The organism is Oceanospirillum sp., from assembly GCF_982874595.1.
In genome coordinates this window covers 1-21970 of sequence record NZ_CEYNZH010000028.1, presented here as the reverse complement: position 1 = coordinate 21970, position 21970 = coordinate 1, and the positions used below count along the sequence as shown (strand labels likewise).

Sequence of the window (21970 nt, the reverse complement as noted above, 5' to 3'; positions counted from 1 at the left end):
ATCACTCCGACCAGAACTCATATCCACTAAGATCTTTACTGCCTCAGGCAGCCAACGCTTCACAGGAGACATCAGTGTCCGAATTGAACCCGGTAGAGGATGCTTTTTTTCTTGCCCGACAAGCGATCTCTGACCGTGATCTGAACCTTGTCGGCTATGAACTGCTTTACCGTCGAAATCAAAGCGCCTTAACCGCAGACGTGCAGGATCACCTGCAGGCCAGTGCACGGGTTTATGCCACGGCATTACTGGATCTGGGCGTTGGTCAACTGGGCTCAGGGCTTCCCGTATCAATCAACGTGCCTCAGTTCTGGCTGGAACAGGATGAGCTTTTCCCCACCGTCACGAGCAAAGTCATACTGGAAGTACTGGAACAAGTAAAACCCACACAACAAGTCATTGAATCTCTGCAGCGCCTGCGTCGTAAAGGCTACACCATCGCCTTGGACGACTTCGTTCTGACAGAGGGGAATCAGGCACTGATTCAGTGCGCACAATGGATCAAACTGGATACCCATGATTACAGCCGTGATGATCTGGAAAAAACCGTTCAGCAGCTGAAAGCCTATCCGGTAAAACTGGTCGCTGAGAAAATCGAAAGTTGGCAGGAGTACCGTGATCTGGAAGCGATGGGCTTCGATTATTTTCAGGGGTACTTCCTGTCTCGCCCGCGGGTATTTAAAGGACATCAGACCAACAGCAACCAGAAGGTACTGTTAGATCTGCTGCAACAGCTCTATAAGGACGATATGAACGTTGAAGAGCTGGTGGATACCATTGTCAAAGACCCCGGCATGACCTATCGCCTGCTACGCCATATCAACTCAGCAGGCTATATGTTCAAAAAAGAGATCAACAGCATCCATCAGGCTGTCGTACTGCTTGGACAGGAGCGCCTGCGCTCTATGGTCAGCCTTTTGCTCTGGAGTAAGAGCCCGTACCGCACCAGTTCACAGCTACCGACAATTTTGGTACGTGCCAAAGCCTGTGAAGAGCTGGCCCGTTTTTACGAACTGGATCAGATTCAGTCCTGCTTTACCGTTGGCGTACTTTCGAACCTGCATCTGGCACTGGGAATGGAAGCCGAACAGATGGCGAAGCTGCTCAAGCTGGAGCCTGCCATTGCCGACGGACTGAAAGGCAAAGGGATTGCCGGTGAGATCCTTCAATTGGTTATCGCCTATGAGCAGGGAGACTGGGATACCATGGAGCATTCGAACTGGTACAAACCTGAGGTCAATACCTGCTTTATGGATGCCATCCTCTGGGCCGATACCGTTGTCGATCAGATGGGCAGCTAAACCGGCCCGGAAATGCGTAAATGTAAAAAGCCCCAATATCCTGCGAAAATTGTCTCAGAATATTGGGGCTTTTGGTTACGATCTGACGCAAGACGTTAAGCTGGGCAGTATTTAGTCTTCCGGCTCGTCCGCCACCTCAACAATACCCTCAACTATACGTACCGGATACACATCAATATCTTCGTAAGCCGGAGGTGCGGTTACCTCGCCGCTACGCAGACAAAAGCGCGCGCCGTGACGGGGACAGACGATCTCACCGTCTTCGATACAACCACCTTCCATCGAACCACCGTCGTGGCTGCAGACGTTTTCAATGGCGTGGAACTCACCATCAACGTTTGCCACCAGCAGCTCAACATCATCTTCTGTGGTAACCACCTGATATTCGCCCTCTGCGATGGCTGCAGCGGCATCTACCTTAATCCAACCCATGTTATTGCTTTCCTTTCGATTCAGTCTTCGGTCAGCACGAGCTGAGCCAACCGGGTAAAGTCATTCAGATGTTTATCCAACACCGAGATCACAATCTCTATATTCAGATTCTGGTAGTCATGCACCGCAATATTGCGCAAACCCACCATCTTCTGCATCGATAACGCCAGATCTGCCGGCAGGTAGCCTAAACGCACCAACTGAACAAATGAGTCCCGGCTGCTTTGCGGTACCGGGCCATTTTTCATACGCAATACCCGGTTGGCAATATCAATGGCCGCTTCACACAGGCGCTGGAGGTTCAGAATGACAGAATCCTGTCGGGTCAGATTTTTTCGCAACTGGTCAGCATCATGCTGATACTCTTCTGCAATCCGCTTCAGACATCGCTCGATGGTGGCCACTTTATTGATAATCACATCATCATTCATTATCCGCTCCCTCAGATGCTGCATCCTGCTGCCAGCGCTGTTTAAAAGCGATCAGATTATCCTGTCGCTCCCGCTGGAGATCCTGGTACATGCGATAGGTTTCTGTTTCAAAGCCAGCAGCAGCATCCTCCGGATCAAAAAGCAGTTTCCCCTCAGTCACGACCTGATAACGTAACACGGTTGAACAGCTCATCAGATTAATCAGGTCTACATCGCGACCCAGTTCAACCGCCAGAGTTTGCCCCCAGGACCAGACATCTTCATCAGAAACCGGCTGAGACGGCAGAATCGCCAGATCCAAATCACTGTGTTCACCAGCGCGGCCGCAGGCAACAGAACCAAACAGATACGCCAACCGGATACGGCCTGCTAAATGACGTTCAACAATTCCGGATAAAGCATTCAGATCTGAGGTCATGGTGGCTCCGGGGACGTGAATCCACTCGATCGGCTACCACGCAGAGCGTGGGAGCCAGACATGAACGTGTCGCACGACTAAAATCTCGTTCCTACGCTCCGCGTGGGAATGCAGAAATCTCTACTTGAGCTAGAACATACCGGTTTCGAGCTTGGCTTCTTCGCTCATCATGTCACGGCTCCAGGGCGGGTTAAAGACGATCTCCGTCAGTACCTTGGAGACCTGAGGCGCGCCCAGAATTTTACGACGGGCATCCTCGGCAATCACATCGCCCATACCGCAACCCGGTGCGGTCAGGGTCATCTTGATAATGACCACGGTTTCACCGGTCAGCAGTTTGTCGATACGGCAGCCATAAACCAAGCCCAGATCCACAATATTGACCGGAATTTCCGGGTCGTAACAGGTGCGCAGCTGCTCCCAGACGAACGCTTCCAGCTCTTCTGCTGTGGCATCTTCATGCAGGGTCGGGCGCTGTTTGGATTCACCACCAATGGCATCCAGATTGTAGCTTTCGATCAGGTAGAGACGGCTTTCAAAGCCAACACTGACACTGCCGCCTTTAGCCTGCATCACAATCACTTCGCCACCTTGTGGCAGGGTGATCGTTTTGCCGAACGGGATGGAGATGGCATCCACATCCCGGCTGAGAATAATTTTGTCGTCTTTTTTCATGGCTCTTTCTTTTTCCGGTTCCGGTTTGGCCTGACCTGATCTTAAGCGTCCGGCCTAGCGCAACATATCACAGGCACGGTTCAGAGCCGCAATAAAGATATCCACTTCCTCTTTGGTGTTGTACAGCGCAAAGGAAGCGCGGGCGGTGGCATCAACGCCCATATGATGCAGCACCGGCATGGCACAGTGGTGACCGGTACGGATCGCAACACCCAGCTGGTCGATCAGCACACCGATATCCTGTGCGTGCACGCCATCGATCACAAAGGAGATCACACCGGCTTTGTGTTCGGCGGTACCCAGAATCCGCATACCGGGAATCTGCTGCATCTGCTCGGTGGCGTACTTAAGAAGAATCTCTTCCCAGGCGGCAACCTTGTCCAGATCCGCGTTCATCAGCCAGTCACAGGCAGCGCCCAGACCGATACCTTCCGCGATAGCAGGCGTACCCGCTTCAAACTTGTGCGGAAGACCCGCATAAGTGGTTTTCTCGAAGCTGACGTGGTCGATCATATCGCCACCGCCCTGCCACACAGGCATAGATTCCAGCATTGCCTCTTTGCCGTACAGCACGCCGATACCGGTTGGTCCGTACATTTTATGGGCCGAGAAAGCGTAGAAATCACAATCCAGTTCCTGCACATCCACCTTAAGGTGCGGCACAGCCTGAGCACCGTCCAGCAGCACCGGAATCTCATGCAGATGCGCCAGCTTCACAATCTGTTTCACCGGATTGATGGTGCCCAGCGCATTGGAAACGTGGGTCACCGAGATCAGCTTGGTTTTCGGGCCGATCATGGCGTTCAGTGCCGCCATATCCAGCTCACCGTCTTCGTCCACCGGAATCACTTTCAGCACGATACCCAGCTGATCCCGCAGAATCTGCCACGGCACGATATTGGCGTGGTGCTCCATCATGGAAACGATCACTTCATCACCGGCTTCCAACTGACGACCAAACGTATTGGCCACCAGATTGATGCCTTCGGTGGTGCCGCGAACAAAGATCACCTCTTTGGAAGAGCGCGCGTTAATAAACTGACGCACCTTCTCACGGGCCTGCTCGTAGGCATCAGTGGCTTCACCGGACAGGAAATGCACGCCACGGTGAATGTTAGAGTTCAGCTCCCGGTAGTAAGCATTCATGCTTTCGATCACCGCTTCCGGTTTCTGCACCGTGGCACCGTTATCGAAATACACCAGCGGCTTACCGTGAACCGTACGCTTAAGAATCGGAAACTCTTGGCGCAGTTCCAGCATGTACGCGGCCAGTTCGGCCTCATTCATCTCGGTTCCCGCTACGTGAGCTTTTACAGGAGCATTCATCTCAGACATTCCCTCAATCGCGCCAGCCTCGTTTACACGAGGCCTTTCAGGTTGAACTTCTCAGGCAGACGACCGGCTACCGCGTCTTCAATACGGTCATGAACCGCCGGAATTTCGATACGGTCGATCACTTCATTGGCAAAGGCCAGTGTCAGCAGACCGCGCGCCATCTCTTCACCCAGACCACGGGAACGCAGGGCAAACAGGGCGTTCTCATCCAGCTGACCTGTGGTGCTGCCGTGGGAGCACTTCACGTCATCGGCGTAGATTTCCAGCTCCGGCTTGGTATCGATCTCCGCTTTGTCCGACAGCAGCAGGTTAGCGTTGGACTGATGGGCTTCGATCTTCTGCGCATCTTTATGCACAACGGCACGGCCATTGAACACACCACGGGAGCGATCGTTCAGAATGCCTTTGTAATCTTCATTGCTGTTGGTGTGCGGCGCGTTATGGTTAACCAGCGTGTGGTTATCCAGATGCTGACGACCGTTCCCCAGATACAGACCATTCAGGTTCACTTCGGCACCTTCGCCGCTCAGTTCTACCTGAATGTCCTGACGGGCCAGCTTGCCACCCAGACATACATTGTGTGAGGTAAAGCGGCTGTCGCGCTTCTGCTCAACATGCATGCTGGCGATGTGGTACTGCTTGAGGCTTTCCTGCTGCAGTTTGTAGTGAGTGATATTGGCGCCATCGGCCAGATCCACTTCGGTCACCACGTTAGTCAGGTTGGCCGCTTCTTCAGCACCGGCGTAATGTTCAACGATGGTTGCCTGAGCGTGCGTACCCGCTTTGATCAGAATACGCGGCTGTACCAGTACAGGATTTTCCTGTTCGGTGGCGACAAACTGCAGGTAAACCGGCTGTTCCAGCACCGCATTGGCGGCCAGATCGATCAGTACACCATCCTGAAACGCCGCCAGATTCAGCGCGGTAAAACCGCTGAAGTTAGCCGCAGCAACCTGGCCCAGAACCGGTTTGGCTGCATTGACGTTTTTCGCCAGAGGCAGTACCTGAACACCGGCAGGCAGATCACCCAGCGTGGAAGCGCTTTCAGAGAAAACACCGTCCACAAACACCAGACGGATCGCATCCAGACCCAGCGATTTTTCATCAGCCAGTGCCTGAGCATCTACTGCTTTCGGCAGTGAGAAGCTGCGCTTAGCCAGTGCTTTAACGTCGGTGTATTTCCAGTTTTCCAGACGGGCGTGAGGCAGGCCCAGTACGGCAAACTGTTCAACAGCACCCTGACGCAGGTCGGTTAACCAACCCGGGCCTTCGCTGATCTGCGGGGTTACCGCACTCAGCCACTGATCAGTAAATTCGGCTAAACTCATTGAGCCGCCTCCTCGATTACCCAATCGTAACCGCGTTTTTCCAGTTCCAGAGCCAGTGACTTGTCACCGGATTTGATGATCTTACCGCCGGACAGTACGTGGATATGATCCGGTACGATGTAGTCCAGCAGGCGCTGATAGTGCGTTACCATCACGATGGAACGACCGGCATCACGCAGGCTGTTAACGCCTTCGGATACGATTTTCAGCGCGTCGATATCAAGACCTGAGTCGATCTCGTCCAGCAGCGCCAGCTTTGGCTCAAGAATCAGCATCTGCAGAATCTCGTTACGCTTTTTCTCACCACCGGAGAAACCTTCGTTTACCGAGCGGTGCAGGAAGCTGCTGTCCATCTTCATAAACTGCAGCTTTTCACGGACCAGCTTCATAAACTCCGGTGCTTCGATTTCCGGCAGGCCCAGGTGCTCACGCTTGGCATTCAGCGCGGCTTTCAGCAGGTATACATTTTTAACCCCTGGGATCTCAACCGGATACTGGAAACCCAGCAGCAGGCCTGCGCGGGCACGGTCTTCAATTTCCATCTCCAGCACATCTTCACCTTCAAAGGTGATGCTGCCACTGGTCACTTCATAACCATCACGACCTGCGATAACCGCAGACAGGGTGGATTTACCGGCACCGTTCGGGCCCATAATGGCGTGAACTTCACCCGGATTGATGGTCAGGTTCAGGCCTTTCAGAATCTCTTTGTCTTCAACACTAACGCGCAGGTCTTTAACTTCTAACATGTGGTTTTAACCTTTTCTGTGGATGGCGGCCTGCTTCGGCTGCACCATCAAATCTGAATTCTTTGTCTGTTGAGCTGTATCGGTATTACCGGCGACTGACTGGGTTTCCATCAGAAAGCTGCAAAACATCCTGTTTTGAACAGCTTTCGCTGCGCCATCCCTAGCTTAGCTTTGATTGGAAACCCCAGCCGTCACTTGAGCGGGCCGCTGTGTATCGGCTTAACGAAGCCATGGATGGCGAAGTCCGGCTCCTCGGAACAGGGATGTTCCGGGAGCCGGAAGCCGATACCGGCCAGACCGGTTAACACTCCGGTCTGAAGCCCGCTGTTTAACCCAAACTAGCCAACTGCACCTTCAAGGCTTACGTTCAGCAGGGCTTCCGCCTCTACCGCAAACTCCATCGGCAGCTCTTTAAAGACGTCTTTACAGAAGCCGTTCACGATCATGTTCACCGCATCTTCTTCAGAGATGCCGCGCTGACGGCAGTAAAACAGCTGATCTTCACCGATCTTAGAGGTCGTCGCTTCGTGCTCGACCTGAGCCGTGCTGTTACCGATCTCCTGATACGGGAAGGTGTGCGCGCCACACTGATCGCCGATCAGCAGGGAATCACACTGGGTAAAGTTACGTGCGCCTTTGGCACCCGGCAGTACCTTCACCAGACCACGGTAAGACTGGTCAGAACGACCGGCAGAAATACCTTTGGAGATAATGGTGGAGCGGGAGCCTTCACCGATATGGATCATCTTGGTGCCGGTGTCCGCCTGCTGCATATTGTTGGTCACAGCAACGGAGTAGAACTCACCCACGGAATTTTTACCCTTCAGCACACAGCTTGGGTATTTCCAGGTCACCGCAGAACCGGTTTCCACCTGAGTCCAGCTGATCTTGGAGTTATCACCACGGCACTCGCCACGCTTGGTCACGAAGTTGTAGATACCGCCTTTACCGTTTTCATCACCGGGATACCAGTTCTGAACGGTGGAGTATTTGATGTTGGCGTTTTCCAGCGCTACCAGCTCAACCACAGCGGCGTGCAGCTGGTTTTCATCACGCATCGGCGCGGTACAACCTTCCAGATAAGATACCTGAGCATCGTCTTCGCAGATGATCAGGGTACGCTCAAACTGACCGGTGTTCTGGGCGTTGATACGGAAGTAAGTGGACAGCTCCATCGGGCAGGTCACGCCCTTAGGAACAAACACGAAAGAACCATCGGAGAAGACCGCAGAGTTCAGTGCCGCATAGAAGTTATCGGCTACCGGCACGACAGAACCCAGATACTGTTTGATCAGATCAGGGTATTCGCGGATCGCTTCCGAAATTGAGCAGAAGATCACACCGGCTTCGCCCAGCTGCTCTTTAAAGGTGGTGGTCACCGATACGGAGTCAAACACCATATCCATCGCGACACCCGCCAGTGCTGCACGCTCATGCAGAGGAATACCCAGCTTTTCGTAGGTTTCCAGCAGTTTAGGATCAACCTCGTCCAGACTCTTCGGACGGTCTTCAGAAGACTTAGGTGCGGAGTAGTAAGACACCGCCTGAAAGTCGACCTGCGGGAAGTTCACATGAGCCCATTCAGGCTCGGCCATCTCTTTCCACTGTTCGAAAGCAGCCAGACGCCAGTCCAGCATCCACTGTGGCTCTTCTTTCTTGGCAGAAATAAAGCGGATCACATCTTCATTCAGGCCGGGAGGCGCGGTATCAGACTCGATATCGGTTACAAAGCCTTGCTTGTACTCACGACGTACAAGCTGCTCCATCTCTTGACTTGCCATTGGTCTCTCCTCACCCGGTTACAGGTTCTATCGAGTTCATGCTAATTCGGTTCTGATGATCTGACGGGCTCGCCGAAAGATCTTATTCTGGGGCCAGTGCGACGAGAGGAATCTCTGCGCGGGCACTGCTTTTATCTGTTTGCTGTTCTGATGGCTGGGTTTCGCCACCGCTGGAGTAGATGTCATTGCCGGACATCCACTGCAGCTGCAGAGGTTCTTTCTGCGCCAGCTGCACCAGCGTGATACTTTGCAGCAACTGATGCATCGCCAGACTGACCCGCTGCCAGTTGTCTGCCACACCGCAGGTATCCTGCAGGTCACACAGCGCATCTTCCTGACTGCAATCGGTCATCGCGAAGGGGCCTTCAATGGCGACCAGAATGTCACTGGCGGTGATCTGTTTGGGCGGTCGGGACAAGCCGTAGCCGCCCTGTGCGCCACGATGAGAAACCAACAGACCGCTCTTCTGAAGCATCTTAAGAGCCTTACTCACCGTCGGTTTGGGAATCTGTACCTGTTCCGCAATATCGGTGGCGGTAAACAGCTGATCCGGCGTGCGGGCAATATGTGCCATCAGCACCGCCGCGTAATCGGTCATTTTGCTCAGTTTCAGCATGATTCTACCTTCATCGTTATAGTGGACTATTTTAGTCCCATTTAACTTTGAACAAAACCCTTATACCCGAGTTTTTTACTGTGTTTTGCAAGATAACAGCGATTAACCGGTTTTTGGTTGGGGTTTTAACGACGTTAGCTGCAAGTTATTGAGAATCATTTTCAACAACAAATAAAAAGCTGGCACCCAATATCTCGCTTTAGCTATATGCAGGGATTGGAATAAAAAGCTAAAAGACTAGAATAGAAGCCAAACAGAACAAAATAGAATGTCGACTGAACGACCTGCCCGACCTCGGTGAAAGCTGACGGAACTCAACACTCTCCGCCAAAGTCATATCAGTGTCAGAAGATTCGTCTATGCTGTTCTATTCTGTATTAACCCGCAGCGCACCCGGCCAATGGCCGATGCGGATACAAGCTTATCGGAGACCCAAGCATGCCCCTGTGGTTACAACTGGCGATCATCTTTATCGTTTCAATCAGTGGTATCGCCTTTCACCTTGTTCTGATCAAAAAAATCCGCGTCTGGGCGATTAATGATCAGATCAACGCGCTTTCCGGCGATAACAGTGCCAAAAAAGCGCATCTGCAGCAGGTTCATCAGCAACTGCTGGCCGACAACATTCCCCATAAACATCATCAGGATAAGCTGGAAGCTGCAGCTCAATCATTTAAGGGTTAGACAGACCACACAGGTCTGCACCCTGCATCAGGAGAAGGATTCTATGTTTGCCACGCTTAACAAACTTATATCGGATAACGGACTTCAACCAGCAGCCCCCTCATTCAGCGAGTGGTTTTCTGCCGGATCACTCAACAGCGCTCCGCCATTGACCGCAGATGCACTGGAAACCCTGCTGATGACCAGTAGCGCTGACAATCCCTCTCATCTTCGCGGCACCAAACACTGGATAAGCGAGATGAACGGCCTGATGCTGAAGCAGATGTTGCAGATCTCTCATCTGCAGAGCGAAATGTTCCGGCCCTACGGTGTACCGCCATCCTTATTCACAGGCTGGGCGCAGCCTCTGATTCAGGCAACGGAAGATGCCGTCGCTAAAGATGAATCACCGGATATGATCACCCGTGCCGACCAGCAGCTGGATTCAGCCTATGCCGGTCAGCTGAAAACCTTAGTAGCTCATTTCACTGAAGAGACAGATGGCGAGCTGAGTTTCAACAAAGAGACCTGTGCCTGGGCCTGTGAAACGCTTCAGGGCCAAGTTTGGCTGGCCACTCAGCTAAATAACTTCCGACTGCTGGAATGGCAGTATCACAGTCGCGGCCAGACTCACCTGACCGCCATGAAAAACCTGCTACGGTCCCTGTTTCAGGTGATCACCGGTCAGACCTTCAGTCTTGATAAAGACCAACCCTACCGCAAAAAAAATGCAGAAGGAGAATGGCGAGTCAGTGACGCGGACTACCTTAAAGACTGTGAAGATCGCCTACTGGCTCTGCTGAAACACAACGCCTTTGATCTCAGGCATTTTGCTCTGCACTCCCCCCGCGCCCAGATCGGAGCGTGCCAATGGGAAACCGTGCCAGGCTCTGAACTCTATACCGTAAAACTGCGCCACTATCCGCGACCTGAAGGGGTCAAAGCCAACGGCAAAACCCTGTATATGGCAAGCCCCATGATCAACCGTTGCGAGCTGTTTGACCTGGCTCCCGGCAAGTCGGTGATCGAAGGTATGCTGCAGTTGGGTTACGACCTTTATCTGGTGGATTACGGTAATCCGGGACCGGATCAGTGTCAGCTGGGTCTGGATTTCTACGGCAAGACCGTCCACGACACCTACCTGGATCTGATTCTGGAACGTCATCCGAAACAGAATATTGAGGTGATGGCCTACTGCATGGGCGGCACCCTCTTTATGCCGTATCTGGCTCGCCGGATTGAAGAAGCACAGATCACCGGCAAAGATGTTTGTATTCGTCAGGTCGTGCTGATGACAACACCGGTTCTGTTTGATGACGAAGCCAGCGGTCATAAACCGATGCGGGATCTAATCCGCAACGATTACGATGCCGATGTGATGCAGCTGTTCTATGGCAACTGCAATATCTCCCCTTACGCCATTGAATCCGGTATGCACACCATCCAGCCCGGTGTCGAACAGACCGTATTGGAAGGTTTTTATAGCCGGGCAAACTATCCCGGTGCCATTGACGATGCCGCCCCGTTCCTTAACTGGCTACACAGCGGTACACGCTTCCCGGCGCGGGCACACCGTGAGTGGATTCAGAAGATTTTTATGGGCAACCAGATCTGGAAAGGCGAGTACTGCCTACCCTCTGACGTCCCCGAGCTGGATGGCAAACCCGTCAATATGGATGCGCTGAACAACGCTGATATCGCCCTGTTCGATTACTGCGGTCAGCGTGATCCGATTGCCCCTGTTGGCTCCTGTAAAACCAGCGAGCGCTGGGGACGTAAAGCCGATAACCAGCAGATGGTTCGTGGCGGCCTGAACCGTACCATTGAGAAAAATATCGGCCATATTTTTGTGGTCAGTCACGCTCTGTTAGGCGAATTCCTGGAAGCGGTGACCGACTTCTTAGCGGATGAGCCACCGGCTTATCAGAGCAAGAATCCAGCACCGGCCGCAGCCGAAACAACACCTGCGGCTCAGCCAGCACCTGAAACCCAACAAGCGCCTGACGCTGCTGCATCAAAACCTGCCGCGCGCAAGGCGGCTCCCAGAAAAACAACAGCAAGAAAGACGACAGCTCGCAAAACTTCAGCGGCAAAAACAACGGCTGCAAAAACTGCTACAACTAAATCAGATTCCGGTAATACCGAATCCTGATCGCGTTTTGCAGGCAAGAAAACAAAAGGCGTGCTCCGGCACGCGTTTTGTTTTCACCTCTTTAACGGTCAGACCCTTTTTCTACGGGCCCTGTTTCTTTCTACTCGTGCTGTTTCTTTCTACCCCTGATGCTTCTTTCTACGAGCACTGCTTCTTCTCGCCCGATATTTGAACCACCAGATCCGAAAACCCGTCACAGTCAGCCAGACCGACGCGGCAACCACCAACAGACTGAGCATTCGGCTCCACCCGCCCAGCTCTGATTTATGCACAGCCCCAAATCCGACCGTCATCGAATCCACGCTACTTGCCCCAGTTGCCTGAAAACGCGCCAGCAGCTCGCCCGTTTTCGCATCAAACCAGACACTGGTCTTAGCGCTATCCGCAGAATAATCCAGCGAGGAATAACTGCGATAAAGATAAGTGCCTTTAAAAGCAGAGTGCGACAGCCCGACAGGGCGAATAACATCAAAGCCCTCATCCTTCGCCCACGCCTGAGTCAAACGCTGCCCGGTGGCCACCGCCTGCTCAAGACTCATCGGCTGCGCCTGCCCCATGGGCGATGTCTCAATGGTTTTATGTGCCAGCTGCCTCTGGTCCACAGGATCAAACACAGCATAGTAGATCGGCTTCAGGTTAAAGCTCAGACCAGACAACAGGAAAATGATCATCACCGGCGTAAAAACCAGCCCCAGCCAACGATGATTGAAGAAGTCTTTCTGGAAATAACTCTTCCCCTTCCGGTAGCGCCAGAAGCCTAACCAATGGATCAGATCATGCCGGAAGGCAGGTTTTTTACGGTTTCCGGTGCCGCCAGAAGATGACTTCGCATGATGCGGCCAGCTCAGATAGACACCGACCGGAACCAACAACAACCAGACAAGTGTCAGCCAGCCCAGAATCGCCCGTCCATCCTGCCCCGCCAGCATCGAATAATGCAGTTTGTAGATCAGCGGCATCAGATTACGGGTTAACGGCTCGCTGCCCGTAGGATGATATTCCCCCCACTTGCGGCCACCCAGCACCTCTCCGGTGTAAGGATTCACAAAAATCTGACTGTGAATGGGCGCATGGTAATTGCCAAAGCCATCCCGCACACCTGAAATCCAGAACACCGCCGCAGGCTGCACACCACTCTCCTGCCCCGGTAGATAAGCTGATCCCTGATAAAAACTCAGATCAAACCAGCTGATTCGGGATTGCGGATAAACCTGTTGGATTCGATCCTCCAACTGAGCAACTGACAGAGGTTCTGCATACAGGTCATACTGCTCGATCAGCATCAGATCAGCATTAAACCATTGATCCAGCTCCTGCTTGTAGACCAGCAAGCCACCGGTCAGGGACAACAGCAGCACCGGCAGAATCAGCAACAGCCCCAGCCAGCGGTGGAGTATGAGAAAGGTGTGGCGGTTGAGAAGCGAGACTATCCGTGTGGGCATTTAAAGTTTCCAATCAAATATATGCAGGCATAAAAAACCTGCCGATGCTGAAGCAAACAGCAGGTTTTATCAACCAAGCCCATAAAGCAGCATTTCACAGATTGCCGGATGCGGTAGTGTCATAAAAAACACAACACAAGCCCCAAAGCATATAACTCACTCACAGCCTACTTTTGCGAACTTCAGCTAACAGAAAGAACACCAAAACGGCAAGCCCCGCAATTATTGCCGATGCGGTCAGGAGCAACACTGAGTGTGTTGCAGAAAAAGCCACCTTACCGGCATCGATTAATGTAGCAGCATGATCATCGGTCAGATGCTGCGCCACCAGATACGTATCACCGATTGAAATAGCAGCCTGATCAGCAAGATCCGGCGGTAAACCAACGGGGATGGCGAGGTTACGACCAAAAATAACAGACATGAACAAACCGAAGAGAGAGATTCCGAGCCCCGTACCCAGCTCATAGCCTGTGGCTTCCAGAGAGCCTGCCGCAGCCCCCTTACTGGCATCGACCGCACCCATGATAGCGATGGATGATGCGGTCAGGCCAATACTGAGAGCTAAGCCCAGCAATGCCAGTAACACGGGCACAACCAGCCCAGGCTCGTTGAAATCAAGCAAAGCAAGCCAGCCAAGCGATAGAGCAGCGATAAGCAGCGCCAGACTCGCAACAAGGCGCAAACCGTAACGAGCGGACAGCCAACCAGCCACAGGACCACCCACCGCGGCAGCCGCCATAATAGGAATCATAAATATCCCAGCCTGCAGCGGCGTCTTATTCAATACATACTGTAGCTCCTGTGCCAACGTTAGTTCGACCCCAGCCAATGCACCACTAGCAATCACGGCCATAATAATACCCGCAGCAATAGCTGGGTGCGCAAACAAGGAAAGGTCCAACATCGGCTCGGTCGTACGTAACTGCTTCCGGGCAAATAACGCCAGCATCAGCACACCGAAGAACAGCGTCAGCAAAACCATAACAAGAGGCTCTTTACCACTGAAACCTGTTTTGGCCGCATACACCACCGAAATCATACCGATAATCAGCAATAAGGCCTGACCAATAGGCCAGTGACCAACTGAGGTTTGCTCCTGACGCGACAACAACAACCAGCAAGCCGGTGCCACAATAAACATTACCGGCACATTGATCAGGAACACTGACCCCCACCAGAAATGCTCCAACAGCGCCCCTCCTAACAAGGGACCAATTGCAGCTCCAGCAGCACCTACAGCGCCCCATAGACCCAGTGCAAATCCCCGCTCAGCATCATCCTCAAACGTACGACGAATTATGCCCAGTACGCAGGGCATAATCATGGAGCCGCCAACAGCCAGAAGAATTCGCGCTCCAATCAACATCTGAACCGTTGGCGCAAAGGCTGCAGCTGCAGAAGCTACCCCGAAAACCACCAGACCAATCAATAAGATGAGTCGATTACCCACCCTATCAGCCAAAGTCCCCATAGGCACCAGAAAGCCCGCCATCAAAAGCGGATAGATATCGATGATCCACAATACCTGGTTGTTAGAGGCCTCTAAGGTCTGAGTCAATGTAGGGACCGCGACATGAAGAATGGTCATATCGAGAACAACCGGCAAAAATGCAAGCATCACTGCCAACAGGATCAGCCAGCGTTTGGGGTTTGGGTGGCAGCAAGACACGAGTTCACCTATGATTTGAACGCGACCTTTTTAAATACGGTCGTATTTAAAAAATTTTAATGGAGCCAAAAGAGAAAGACAATGGGCAGAAAACCCACCATTACCCGAGATGGTCTGCTGGATGTAGCCGAAGAACTGGTACGCGAGCAAGGCGGCTCAGCACTAACCATAGGTGCTTTAGCAAAGGCCGCAGGCATATCCAAGGGAGGCGTACAATATTCGTTCGCCAACAGAGATGACTTGGTGAGCTGCCTGATCAACCGCTGGACAAGCCGGTTCGATGCAATGCTGGACGAAACATCAGCAAATAACCCTGTCAACTTTATCCGAAGCTACATCAAGGCGATGCGAACCGCACAACAAGCAATGGATGCCAAGATTGCGGGCCTGATGGTCAGCTATCTGGAAAACCCTGAAAATTTAAGAGAAACACGCAACTGGTATCGAGGAATGTTTAACCGTCTGGATGGAGAATCTCCAGATGCTCAGGCAGCACGTGTCGCCTTCCTCGCTGTTGAGGGATTGTTCCTCTTGCGTATCAACGGCATCGACGAAGCGGGTGACTGGACCAGCTTTCTAAACGACGTGGATGCGGTGCTATCTCGTCTGATATAGCCCTTTCCTAGAGACAAACTCCGGTACTGCCTTAGCACCTCCTGCTAAAACAGTATTCATCGTCATATCGACTACCAACCCATGATCTGAAAACAAAAAACCCCTGAATTTCTTCAGGGGTTTCTTTGTATCAGATAACTGATATCAGTGGGCTTATTCCAGAGGAATAATTATTCCCACTCAATGGTCGCTGGTGGCTTGCTGGATACATCGTAAGCCACGCGGGAGATACCGCTGATCTCGTTGATGATACGGTTGGAAACCTTCTCCAGCAGCTCGTATGGCAGGTGCGCCCAGCGAGCCGTCATAAAGTCGATGGTTTCTACCGCACGCAGAGACACAACCCACTCGTAACGACGGCCGTCGCCCACAACACCTACGGATTTAACCGGCAGGAAGACCACAAACGCCTGGCTGGTTTTGTGATACCAGTCGAAGTTGTGCAGTTCTTCGATGAAGATCGCATCCGCTTCACGCAGGATGTCCGCGTATTCTTTCTTAACTTCGCCCAGAATACGCACGCCCAGACCCGGTCCAGGGAATGGGTGACGGTAAACCATATCGTATGGCAGGCCCAGTTCCAGACCGATCTTGCGCACTTCGTCTTTGAACAGTTCGCGTAGTGGCTCAACCAGTTCCATCTTCATATCTTCCGGCAGACCGCCCACGTTGTGGTGTGACTTGATCACGTGTGCTTTACCGGTTTTAGCGGCAGCAGACTCGATGACGTCCGGGTAGATAGTCCCCTGTGCCAGGAAGTTAACATCTTTCAGTTTACTGGCTTCTTCATCGAAGACTTCGATAAAGGTGTTACCGATCACTTTACGCTTGGCTTCCGGATCCGATACACCGGCCAGTTTGCCCAGGAACAGGTCTTCAGCATCAGCACGGATCACTTTAACGCCCATGTTCTTGGCGAACATGTCCATGACCATATCGCCTTCATTCTTACGCAGCAGACCGTTGTCTACAAATACGCAAGTCAGCTGATCGCCAATCGCTTTGTGCAGCAGGGCAGCAACCACGGAAGAGTCCACACCACCGGACAGACCCAACAGAACTTTCTGATTACCAACCTGTGCGCGAACACGTTCAATCTGATCTTCGATAATGTTGGCGGCAGTCCACAGCGCTTCACAGCCGCAGATTTCCATCAGGAAGTGTTCCAGCAGACGTCCGCCCTGCAGAGTGTGCGTTACTTCAGGGTGGAACTGGACACCGAAGAAGTTCTTCTCGGCGTGGAACATACCGGCGATGGCACAGCTTGGCGTAGAGGCCAGCAGTTCAAAACCTTCCGGCATGGCAACCACTTTGTCACCGTGGCTCATCCAAACATCCAGCAGCGCTTTGCCGTCGGAATCAACATGATCTTTTACGTCTTTGGTCAGACCGTTATCCGCTTCGATTTTCACCTGCGCATAACCGAACTCACGCACATCAGAGCCCTGAACCTGACCGCCCAGCTGCTCGGCCATGGTTTGCATGCCGTAGCAGATACCCAGAACAGGAAGCCCCATGCTGAAAACACACTCAGGTGCGCGCGGCGAACCGGCTTCAGTTACCGACTCAGGACCACCGGCCAGAATGATGCCTTTCGGATCAAATTCGCGGATCTCTTCCTCAGTCATATCGAAGGCGCGAATTTCACTGTAAACACCCAGTTCACGAACACGGCGAGCAATCAGCTGCGTGTACTGAGATCCGAAATCCAGAATCAGGACTTTCTGAGCATGAATATCTTGGCTCATTATTTTACCAACCCATCAATAAAGTAACGGTCTGTCCGGGATGAACAGCCTGTATAAAGTGGTCGTCCGGCCAGCAGGAGATGCTGCTCCGGGAATCATTCGTGCGCCTGAAACAGCGCTGTCTTCCGACATGACATCTGCTGACATGCCTTAAATCAAAAGTGGGGCGCAATGCCCCACTTTTTAAACGCTGTAGCCGATCAGCCGACCCGATAGTTCGGGGCTTCTTTGGTGATCTGTACATCGTGTACATGCGACTCCATCATGCCTGCGCCTGTGATCTTCACAAACTCAGGTTTGGTGCGCATGGTCTGAATATCGCCACTACCGGTGTAGCCCATAGAAGAGCGCAGACCGCCCATCAGCTGGTGTACGATAGCCGTCATAGAACCTTTATAAGGCACACGACCTTCAATACCTTCCGGAACCAGCTTCTCTACGCCAGCATCTTTATCCTGGAAGTAACGGTCACTGGAACCCTGAGCCTGAGACATAGCACCCATAGAACCCATACCACGGTAAGACTTGTAAGAGCGGCCCTGATACAGTTCGATCTCGCCCGGCGCTTCTTCAGTACCGGCCAACAGACCACCCACCATAACAACGCTGGCACCAGCAACAATCGCTTTCGCCAGATCACCGGAGAAACGCACACCGCCATCAGCAATAACAGGAATGCCGTACTTTTCCAGCGCCGTGGAAACATTGGCCACTGCAGAGATCTGAGGGACACCCACACCGGCAACGATACGGGTCGTACAGATAGAACCCGGACCGATACCCACTTTAACGGCATCGGCACCGGCTTCAGCCAGCGCAATAGCGGCTTCAGCGGTTGCGATATTGCCACCAATTACCTGAACCTGAGGGAAGTTCTCTTTCACCCAGCGAACACGGTCGATAACACCTTTGGAGTGGCCGTGAGCCGTATCCACCACGATCACGTCAACACCGGCTTCAACCAGCGCGGCAACACGATCAGGCGTTTCTGCACCGGTACCTACTGCAGCACCCACACGCAGACGACCGTCTTCGTCTTTGCAGGCGTTCGGGTATGTACGGGCTTTTTCGATATCCTTAACCGTTACCAGACCCTGCAGGTGGAACTCGTCGTCCACAACCAGAATCTTTTCGATACGGTGCTGGTGCAGCTTGGCTTTGATCTCGTCCAGAGAAGTACCCTGCTTAACCGTAACCAGCTTCTCTTTCGTGGTCATGATGTTGGCAACAACATCATCCAGATTGGGTTTAAAGCGGAAATCACGGCTGGTTACGATACCGACCAGCTCGTCGCCTTCAACAACCGGCATACCGGAGAAACGGGTGTCTTCGGTCAGGGCAAGCAGTTCGCTTACGGTAGTCGAGGGTGTTACCGTTACAGGATCTTTAACGATAACGCTTTCGTGTTTCTTAACCTGACGTACTTGCTGAGCCTGCTGAGCAATAGTCATGTTTTTGTGAATAATACCAACGCCGCCTTCCTGCGCCATCGCGATAGCCAGACGCGCTTCGGTAACGGTATCCATCGCTGAAGAGATCAGCGGGATATTAAGAGAGATATCACGGGTGAGTCGTGTCTTCAGGCTGACGTCATTCGGGAGGACGTCTGAGTAACCTGGAACCAGCAAAACATCATCAAAGGTGAGTGCTTCTTGAGCAATACGTAACATATTCCGCGAGCCTGCTGAAGAGTGAGGATAGAAAGAAGAATAACCCAATATTTTATCGTAAGAGTTTTTCTGGGTAAACCAGTATTAAGCTTGGATTCTTCTCTTTTCCCAGATGTTGCTGTAAAAAAACACTGTCATTGGCCGTAGAATAGCCATCGATCTTAAGAAAGCCTCAAACGGAGCCTAAAATGCCAGACAAACCCTCATCCTTCGGCCGGAACAAGAGCGAATTTTCCCCCTCGCCTGCTGATGAGATCTCCTCCGGATTCACCCGTGCTCCGGATGGCATTTTTCCCGCACCGTCTGGATCAACCACGCCTTCAGAACCGAACGTGTTAACGGTCAGTCAACTAAACCGTCAGGCACGCCAGCTGTTAGAAAGCCGGTTTGCTCTGGTTGTGGTGGAAGGCGAAATATCCAATCTGAGCACACCAGGCTCCGGGCATCTCTATTTCAGCCTGAAAGATGAAAACAGTCAGGTGCGTTGTGCCATGTTCCGCAATCGCGCCGGACTGCTCGCCTTCCGCCCGAAAAACGGTGACAAGGTTCAGCTCCACGCCAAAGTCAGCCTGTATGAAGGCCGGGGGGACTTTCAGCTGATCGCGGAAACCATGGAGGAACAGGGACGCGGTGCCTTGATCCGTGCCTTTGAAGCATTGAAGTTCAAGCTGAAAGAGGAAGGCTTGTTTGACCGCAGCCGGAAAAAACCACTGCCGCCGATTCCCGATGTCATCGGCCTGATCACATCGCCAACCGGTGCCGCTATCCGGGATATGCTGATTGTGCTCAAACGGCGCTTCCCGCTGGCAGAAGTGGTGCTCTACCCCGCCGTTGTTCAGGGTAGCGAAGCACCGGACTCTATCGCACGAGCCATCGAACTGGCCCATATTCACGGCAAAAGTGACCTCCTGATTATTGGCCGTGGCGGTGGCAGCCTGGAAGATCTCTGGGCCTTTAATGACGAACGGGTGGCCCGAGCGATCTCCGCCAGCTTTATCCCGACCGTTAGCGCGGTAGGACACGAAACCGACATCACTATTGCGGATTATGTTGCGGACTATCGCGCTCCCACCCCATCAGCCGCGGCAGAACAGGTCAGCCCGGATATGGCTCAGTGGCAGCAATGGCTGAGCCAGAGCGAAATCACCCTCAGTCGCCAAATGGAGCGCCAGCTGCAGAACAGTCAGCAGCAGCTTGATCATCTGGAACATCGCTATGAGCGGTGTTTCAGCGGTCTCAGACAACAGGGCCAACAACTGGAACAGCTGGAGCAACGCCTGATCCAGGGTATAAAGAACCGACTTTTTCGCGGACAGCAACAACTGGATAAGGTTGCTGGCAAACTGAGGCACCCCAAAACTGAGCTTAACCAGCAGCAACAGCAACTGAACAACCTTCAACAACAACTGGTCCGGGCAGGAAAACAACAAACCCGGCAGGCAGATCAGCAGCTGGAGCAGCTGAAATCACGATTTTGGCGAGCGAACCCTCTGCGCGATCTTCAGCATCAACAAACCCACTTGCAGAAGCTGCAACAAGCTTTACAAAAAGCATGGCAACACCAGATTGAAGGCCACCAGCAAAAACTGGCAGGCTTGAGTCATCGCCTGCAAACCGTCAGTCCTCTGGCAACGTTATCCCGGGGCTATGCCATTGTTCAGGATGACAAGGGCAATATTGTCCGTCATTATCGGGACGTTAGTCAGGGAGACAGCATCTCCGCACAACTGGCAACAGGTGTATTACACTGCAAAGTTATTGAGCAAGATGCCGATAACTAGATATTACTCGTTACTGCGCTGCTAAGGGGAAGACAATGCGCCGACACACAAAGAGCCGACGTTCCGTATTTGGGTTAATACACAGCTTTAACGGGACAGCCGCATCTCGGTCTTTTCTGTCTACCCGAATCCACTTATTACCTGCATTCAAAAACACATTCTGTCTTCTGATACTCTCGTTGGGCTTAACTTTGAGTTCGCTGAGCCATGCAGAAACAGCGCCCGATTATGATCCTAAACCCGACCCCATGCCCGGCGGTGTTGCGGTGATTGAACTGCCGGTTTCTCTGGGAACAGAAGCAGAACCTGTGGTTTATTTTCAGGGCAAACGGGTGTTTGTGATGAATCGCCCCTATAACAAAAAAAGCGATAACCGCTGGATCGCCTGGGTCGGCATTCCACTCGACACACCTGCCGGAAAACAACCGCTCGTAATTGAACAGCCCAATGGCCGCAACCGGGAGCTGATGATCAATGTGCGCCCAGCCCAGCACACTGAAAACTATATCGTCACCCGAAACCCGGTGAAGAAAAACCTGAACCGCAAACAGGAGCAGCAGATCGAACAGGATGATGCTCGCCTGAACCGCCTGATTAACCAATGGAACGATAAAGAGCCGGACACACGCACTTTTCTGCATCCAACCCGCGGTAGCCAGCTTCGGCAATTTGGTGATCGTGTTTTTATGAATGGTGAGTTACTGGACAGCCACAACGGTATCGACCTGAGCGGCCAACGTGCCGCGGCACCTGCAGATGGTACAGTAGTGATGATTCGCGACCTTTTCTACGGGGGTAAAACGGTGCTGATTGATCATGGTCGAGGGCTTTTCACTCAATACAGCCACCTTGCCGGTATTAACTTCCGAATCAGGGAAGGTCAGCGTATTCGACGCGGTGAAGAGATCGGCAAAGTCGGTACGTCAGGCCACCATATTGAAGCCGGTAAAGATTACGCCGCCGACATTAAGCGGCCTCACCTGCACTGGGGAGTCTCCCTGAATGGCGTTTTTGTTAACCCAAAACTCTTTCTGGTTGACGCTGAATAAGCATTTTTCAGCCTTTTGTACCGGTATTTACAAGCTGTTTCAAAAAAGCCCTCCCTTGTGAAGTGACCCCATAAAGTTGGACACTTTATTTATCCGGCTGCCATGGCCTGAG

Annotated in this window: 19 protein-coding genes; 6 read left to right on the top strand and 13 right to left on the bottom strand. The window is 52.5% G+C overall.

Annotated features, from left to right (window positions below; all coding sequences use genetic code 11):
- Nucleotides 1–74: 74 nt before the first annotated feature.
- Nucleotides 75–1301, top strand: coding sequence for an EAL and HDOD domain-containing protein (locus tag AC4GL5_RS12175; RefSeq protein WP_490383058.1), 1227 nt, complete (start codon nucleotides 75–77; stop codon nucleotides 1299–1301).
- Between the two features lie 111 nt (nucleotides 1302–1412).
- On the opposite strand, the gene AC4GL5_RS12170 is transcribed toward AC4GL5_RS12175, so the two are convergent.
- The 9 genes from AC4GL5_RS12170 to AC4GL5_RS12130 all read right to left on the bottom strand — a co-directional run bounded on the left by AC4GL5_RS12170 (nucleotide 1413) and on the right by AC4GL5_RS12130 (nucleotide 9066).
- Nucleotides 1413–1733 (bottom strand): Rieske (2Fe-2S) protein, encoded by a 321-nt coding sequence (locus tag AC4GL5_RS12170; RefSeq protein ID WP_490383057.1) that lies wholly within the window; start codon nucleotides 1731–1733, stop codon nucleotides 1413–1415.
- Nucleotides 1734–1753: 20 nt separating this feature from the next.
- The gene (gene hepT / locus AC4GL5_RS12165; protein WP_490383056.1) at nucleotides 1754–2164 is read right to left on the bottom strand and encodes a type VII toxin-antitoxin system HepT family RNase toxin; all 411 of its coding nucleotides are present in this window, start codon (nucleotides 2162–2164) and stop codon (nucleotides 1754–1756) included.
- Complete coding sequence (gene mntA, locus AC4GL5_RS12160) at nucleotides 2157–2582, bottom strand: type VII toxin-antitoxin system MntA family adenylyltransferase antitoxin (protein ID WP_490383055.1); 426 nt, start codon at nucleotides 2580–2582, stop codon at nucleotides 2157–2159. Before mntA ends, hepT begins: the two co-directional genes overlap by 8 nt.
- 129 nt (nucleotides 2583–2711) lie before the next feature.
- Nucleotides 2712–3257, bottom strand: coding sequence for a putative Fe-S cluster assembly protein SufT (sufT, locus tag AC4GL5_RS12155; RefSeq protein WP_490383054.1), 546 nt, complete (start codon nucleotides 3255–3257; stop codon nucleotides 2712–2714).
- Nucleotides 3258–3311: 54 nt separating this feature from the next.
- A complete protein-coding gene (locus tag AC4GL5_RS12150) occupies nucleotides 3312–4544 on the bottom strand; it encodes a SufS family cysteine desulfurase (protein WP_490383070.1) in 1233 nt (410 codons plus the stop codon).
- Between the two features lie 71 nt (nucleotides 4545–4615).
- On the bottom strand, nucleotides 4616–5920 hold the full coding sequence (sufD, locus tag AC4GL5_RS12145) for a Fe-S cluster assembly protein SufD (protein WP_490383053.1): 1305 nt from the start codon (nucleotides 5918–5920) through the stop codon (nucleotides 4616–4618).
- Nucleotides 5917–6669 carry a Fe-S cluster assembly ATPase SufC gene (gene sufC / locus AC4GL5_RS12140; protein ID WP_490383052.1) on the bottom strand — a complete coding sequence of 251 codons (753 nt, stop codon included), beginning with the start codon at nucleotides 6667–6669 and terminating at the stop codon, nucleotides 5917–5919. Before sufC ends, sufD begins: the two co-directional genes overlap by 4 nt.
- Nucleotides 6670–7007: 338 nt before the next feature.
- A complete protein-coding gene (sufB, locus tag AC4GL5_RS12135; protein ID WP_490383051.1) occupies nucleotides 7008–8450 on the bottom strand; it encodes a Fe-S cluster assembly protein SufB in 1443 nt (480 codons plus the stop codon).
- An 82-nt stretch (nucleotides 8451–8532) separates the two neighbouring features.
- On the bottom strand, nucleotides 8533–9066 hold the full coding sequence (locus AC4GL5_RS12130) for an SUF system Fe-S cluster assembly regulator (protein WP_490383050.1): 534 nt from the start codon (nucleotides 9064–9066) through the stop codon (nucleotides 8533–8535).
- Between the two features lie 438 nt (nucleotides 9067–9504).
- On the opposite strand from AC4GL5_RS12130, the gene AC4GL5_RS12125 reads away from it, so the two are divergent.
- Together AC4GL5_RS12125 and AC4GL5_RS12120 are read left to right on the top strand one after the other, a co-directional pair.
- The gene (locus AC4GL5_RS12125) at nucleotides 9505–9750 is read left to right on the top strand and encodes a hypothetical protein (protein ID WP_490383049.1); all 246 of its coding nucleotides are present in this window, start codon (nucleotides 9505–9507) and stop codon (nucleotides 9748–9750) included.
- 43 nt (nucleotides 9751–9793) lie between these two features.
- Nucleotides 9794–11881, top strand: a complete 2088-nt coding sequence (locus AC4GL5_RS12120) for a hypothetical protein (protein ID WP_490383048.1) — start codon at nucleotides 9794–9796, stop codon at nucleotides 11879–11881.
- Between the two features lie 119 nt (nucleotides 11882–12000).
- On the opposite strand, the gene AC4GL5_RS12115 is transcribed toward AC4GL5_RS12120, so the two are convergent.
- Together AC4GL5_RS12115 and AC4GL5_RS12110 are read right to left on the bottom strand one after the other, a co-directional pair.
- Nucleotides 12001–13323, bottom strand: a complete 1323-nt coding sequence (locus AC4GL5_RS12115) for a PepSY-associated TM helix domain-containing protein (RefSeq protein ID WP_490383047.1) — start codon at nucleotides 13321–13323, stop codon at nucleotides 12001–12003.
- 160 nt (nucleotides 13324–13483) lie between these two features.
- Entirely contained in the window at nucleotides 13484–14995 is a 1512-nt protein-coding gene (locus AC4GL5_RS12110) for an MFS transporter (protein WP_490383046.1), read from the bottom strand.
- 81 nt (nucleotides 14996–15076) lie between these two features.
- Here AC4GL5_RS12110 and AC4GL5_RS12105 point away from each other — a divergent pair, with 81 nt between their 5' ends.
- A complete protein-coding gene (locus tag AC4GL5_RS12105) occupies nucleotides 15077–15610 on the top strand; it encodes a TetR/AcrR family transcriptional regulator (protein WP_490383045.1) in 534 nt (177 codons plus the stop codon).
- 170 nt (nucleotides 15611–15780) lie between these two features.
- On the opposite strand, the gene guaA is transcribed toward AC4GL5_RS12105, so the two are convergent.
- Together guaA and guaB are read right to left on the bottom strand one after the other, a co-directional pair.
- On the bottom strand, nucleotides 15781–17358 hold the full coding sequence (gene guaA, locus AC4GL5_RS12100; protein WP_490383044.1) for a glutamine-hydrolyzing GMP synthase: 1578 nt from the start codon (nucleotides 17356–17358) through the stop codon (nucleotides 15781–15783).
- Between the two features lie 200 nt (nucleotides 17359–17558).
- On the bottom strand, nucleotides 17559–19028 hold the full coding sequence (gene guaB, locus AC4GL5_RS12095) for an IMP dehydrogenase (RefSeq protein ID WP_490383043.1): 1470 nt from the start codon (nucleotides 19026–19028) through the stop codon (nucleotides 17559–17561).
- A gap of 188 nt (nucleotides 19029–19216) precedes the next feature.
- Between guaB and xseA the strand changes: the two genes are divergently transcribed.
- Both xseA and AC4GL5_RS12085 read left to right on the top strand, forming a co-directional pair.
- Nucleotides 19217–20809, top strand: coding sequence for an exodeoxyribonuclease VII large subunit (xseA, locus tag AC4GL5_RS12090; RefSeq protein ID WP_490383042.1), 1593 nt, complete (start codon nucleotides 19217–19219; stop codon nucleotides 20807–20809).
- Between the two features lie 191 nt (nucleotides 20810–21000).
- Nucleotides 21001–21858: a peptidoglycan DD-metalloendopeptidase family protein gene (locus AC4GL5_RS12085; RefSeq protein WP_490383041.1), complete on the top strand. Its 858-nt coding sequence runs from the start codon at nucleotides 21001–21003 to the stop codon at nucleotides 21856–21858.
- The last annotated feature ends 112 nt before the right edge of the window (nucleotides 21859–21970 follow it).

Excerpts from the sequence above, each read along its gene's own strand:
- AC4GL5_RS12150 (WP_490383070.1), bottom strand. The coding sequence starts at position 4,544 with ATGAATGAGGCCGAACTGGCCGCGTACATGCTGGAACTGCGCCAAGAG.
- guaA (WP_490383044.1), bottom strand. The coding sequence starts at position 17,358 with ATGAGCCAAGATATTCATGCTCAGAAAGTCCTGATTCTGGATTTCGGA.
- sufB (WP_490383051.1), bottom strand. The coding sequence starts at position 8,450 with ATGGCAAGTCAAGAGATGGAGCAGCTTGTACGTCGTGAGTACAAGCAA.
- sufD (WP_490383053.1), bottom strand. The coding sequence starts at position 5,920 with ATGAGTTTAGCCGAATTTACTGATCAGTGGCTGAGTGCGGTAACCCCG.
- AC4GL5_RS12125 (WP_490383049.1), top strand. The coding sequence starts at position 9,505 with ATGCCCCTGTGGTTACAACTGGCGATCATCTTTATCGTTTCAATCAGT.
- AC4GL5_RS12105 (WP_490383045.1), top strand. The coding sequence starts at position 15,077 with ATGGGCAGAAAACCCACCATTACCCGAGATGGTCTGCTGGATGTAGCC.
- xseA (WP_490383042.1), top strand. The coding sequence starts at position 19,217 with ATGCCAGACAAACCCTCATCCTTCGGCCGGAACAAGAGCGAATTTTCC.
- sufC (WP_490383052.1), bottom strand. The coding sequence starts at position 6,669 with ATGTTAGAAGTTAAAGACCTGCGCGTTAGTGTTGAAGACAAAGAGATT.
- AC4GL5_RS12130 (WP_490383050.1), bottom strand. The coding sequence starts at position 9,066 with ATGCTGAAACTGAGCAAAATGACCGATTACGCGGCGGTGCTGATGGCA.
- hepT (WP_490383056.1), bottom strand. The coding sequence starts at position 2,164 with ATGAATGATGATGTGATTATCAATAAAGTGGCCACCATCGAGCGATGT.
- mntA (WP_490383055.1), bottom strand. The coding sequence starts at position 2,582 with ATGACCTCAGATCTGAATGCTTTATCCGGAATTGTTGAACGTCATTTA.
- AC4GL5_RS12120 (WP_490383048.1), top strand. The coding sequence starts at position 9,794 with ATGTTTGCCACGCTTAACAAACTTATATCGGATAACGGACTTCAACCA.
- sufT (WP_490383054.1), bottom strand. The coding sequence starts at position 3,257 with ATGAAAAAAGACGACAAAATTATTCTCAGCCGGGATGTGGATGCCATC.
- AC4GL5_RS12115 (WP_490383047.1), bottom strand. The coding sequence starts at position 13,323 with ATGCCCACACGGATAGTCTCGCTTCTCAACCGCCACACCTTTCTCATA.
- AC4GL5_RS12170 (WP_490383057.1), bottom strand. The coding sequence starts at position 1,733 with ATGGGTTGGATTAAGGTAGATGCCGCTGCAGCCATCGCAGAGGGCGAA.
- guaB (WP_490383043.1), bottom strand. The coding sequence starts at position 19,028 with ATGTTACGTATTGCTCAAGAAGCACTCACCTTTGATGATGTTTTGCTG.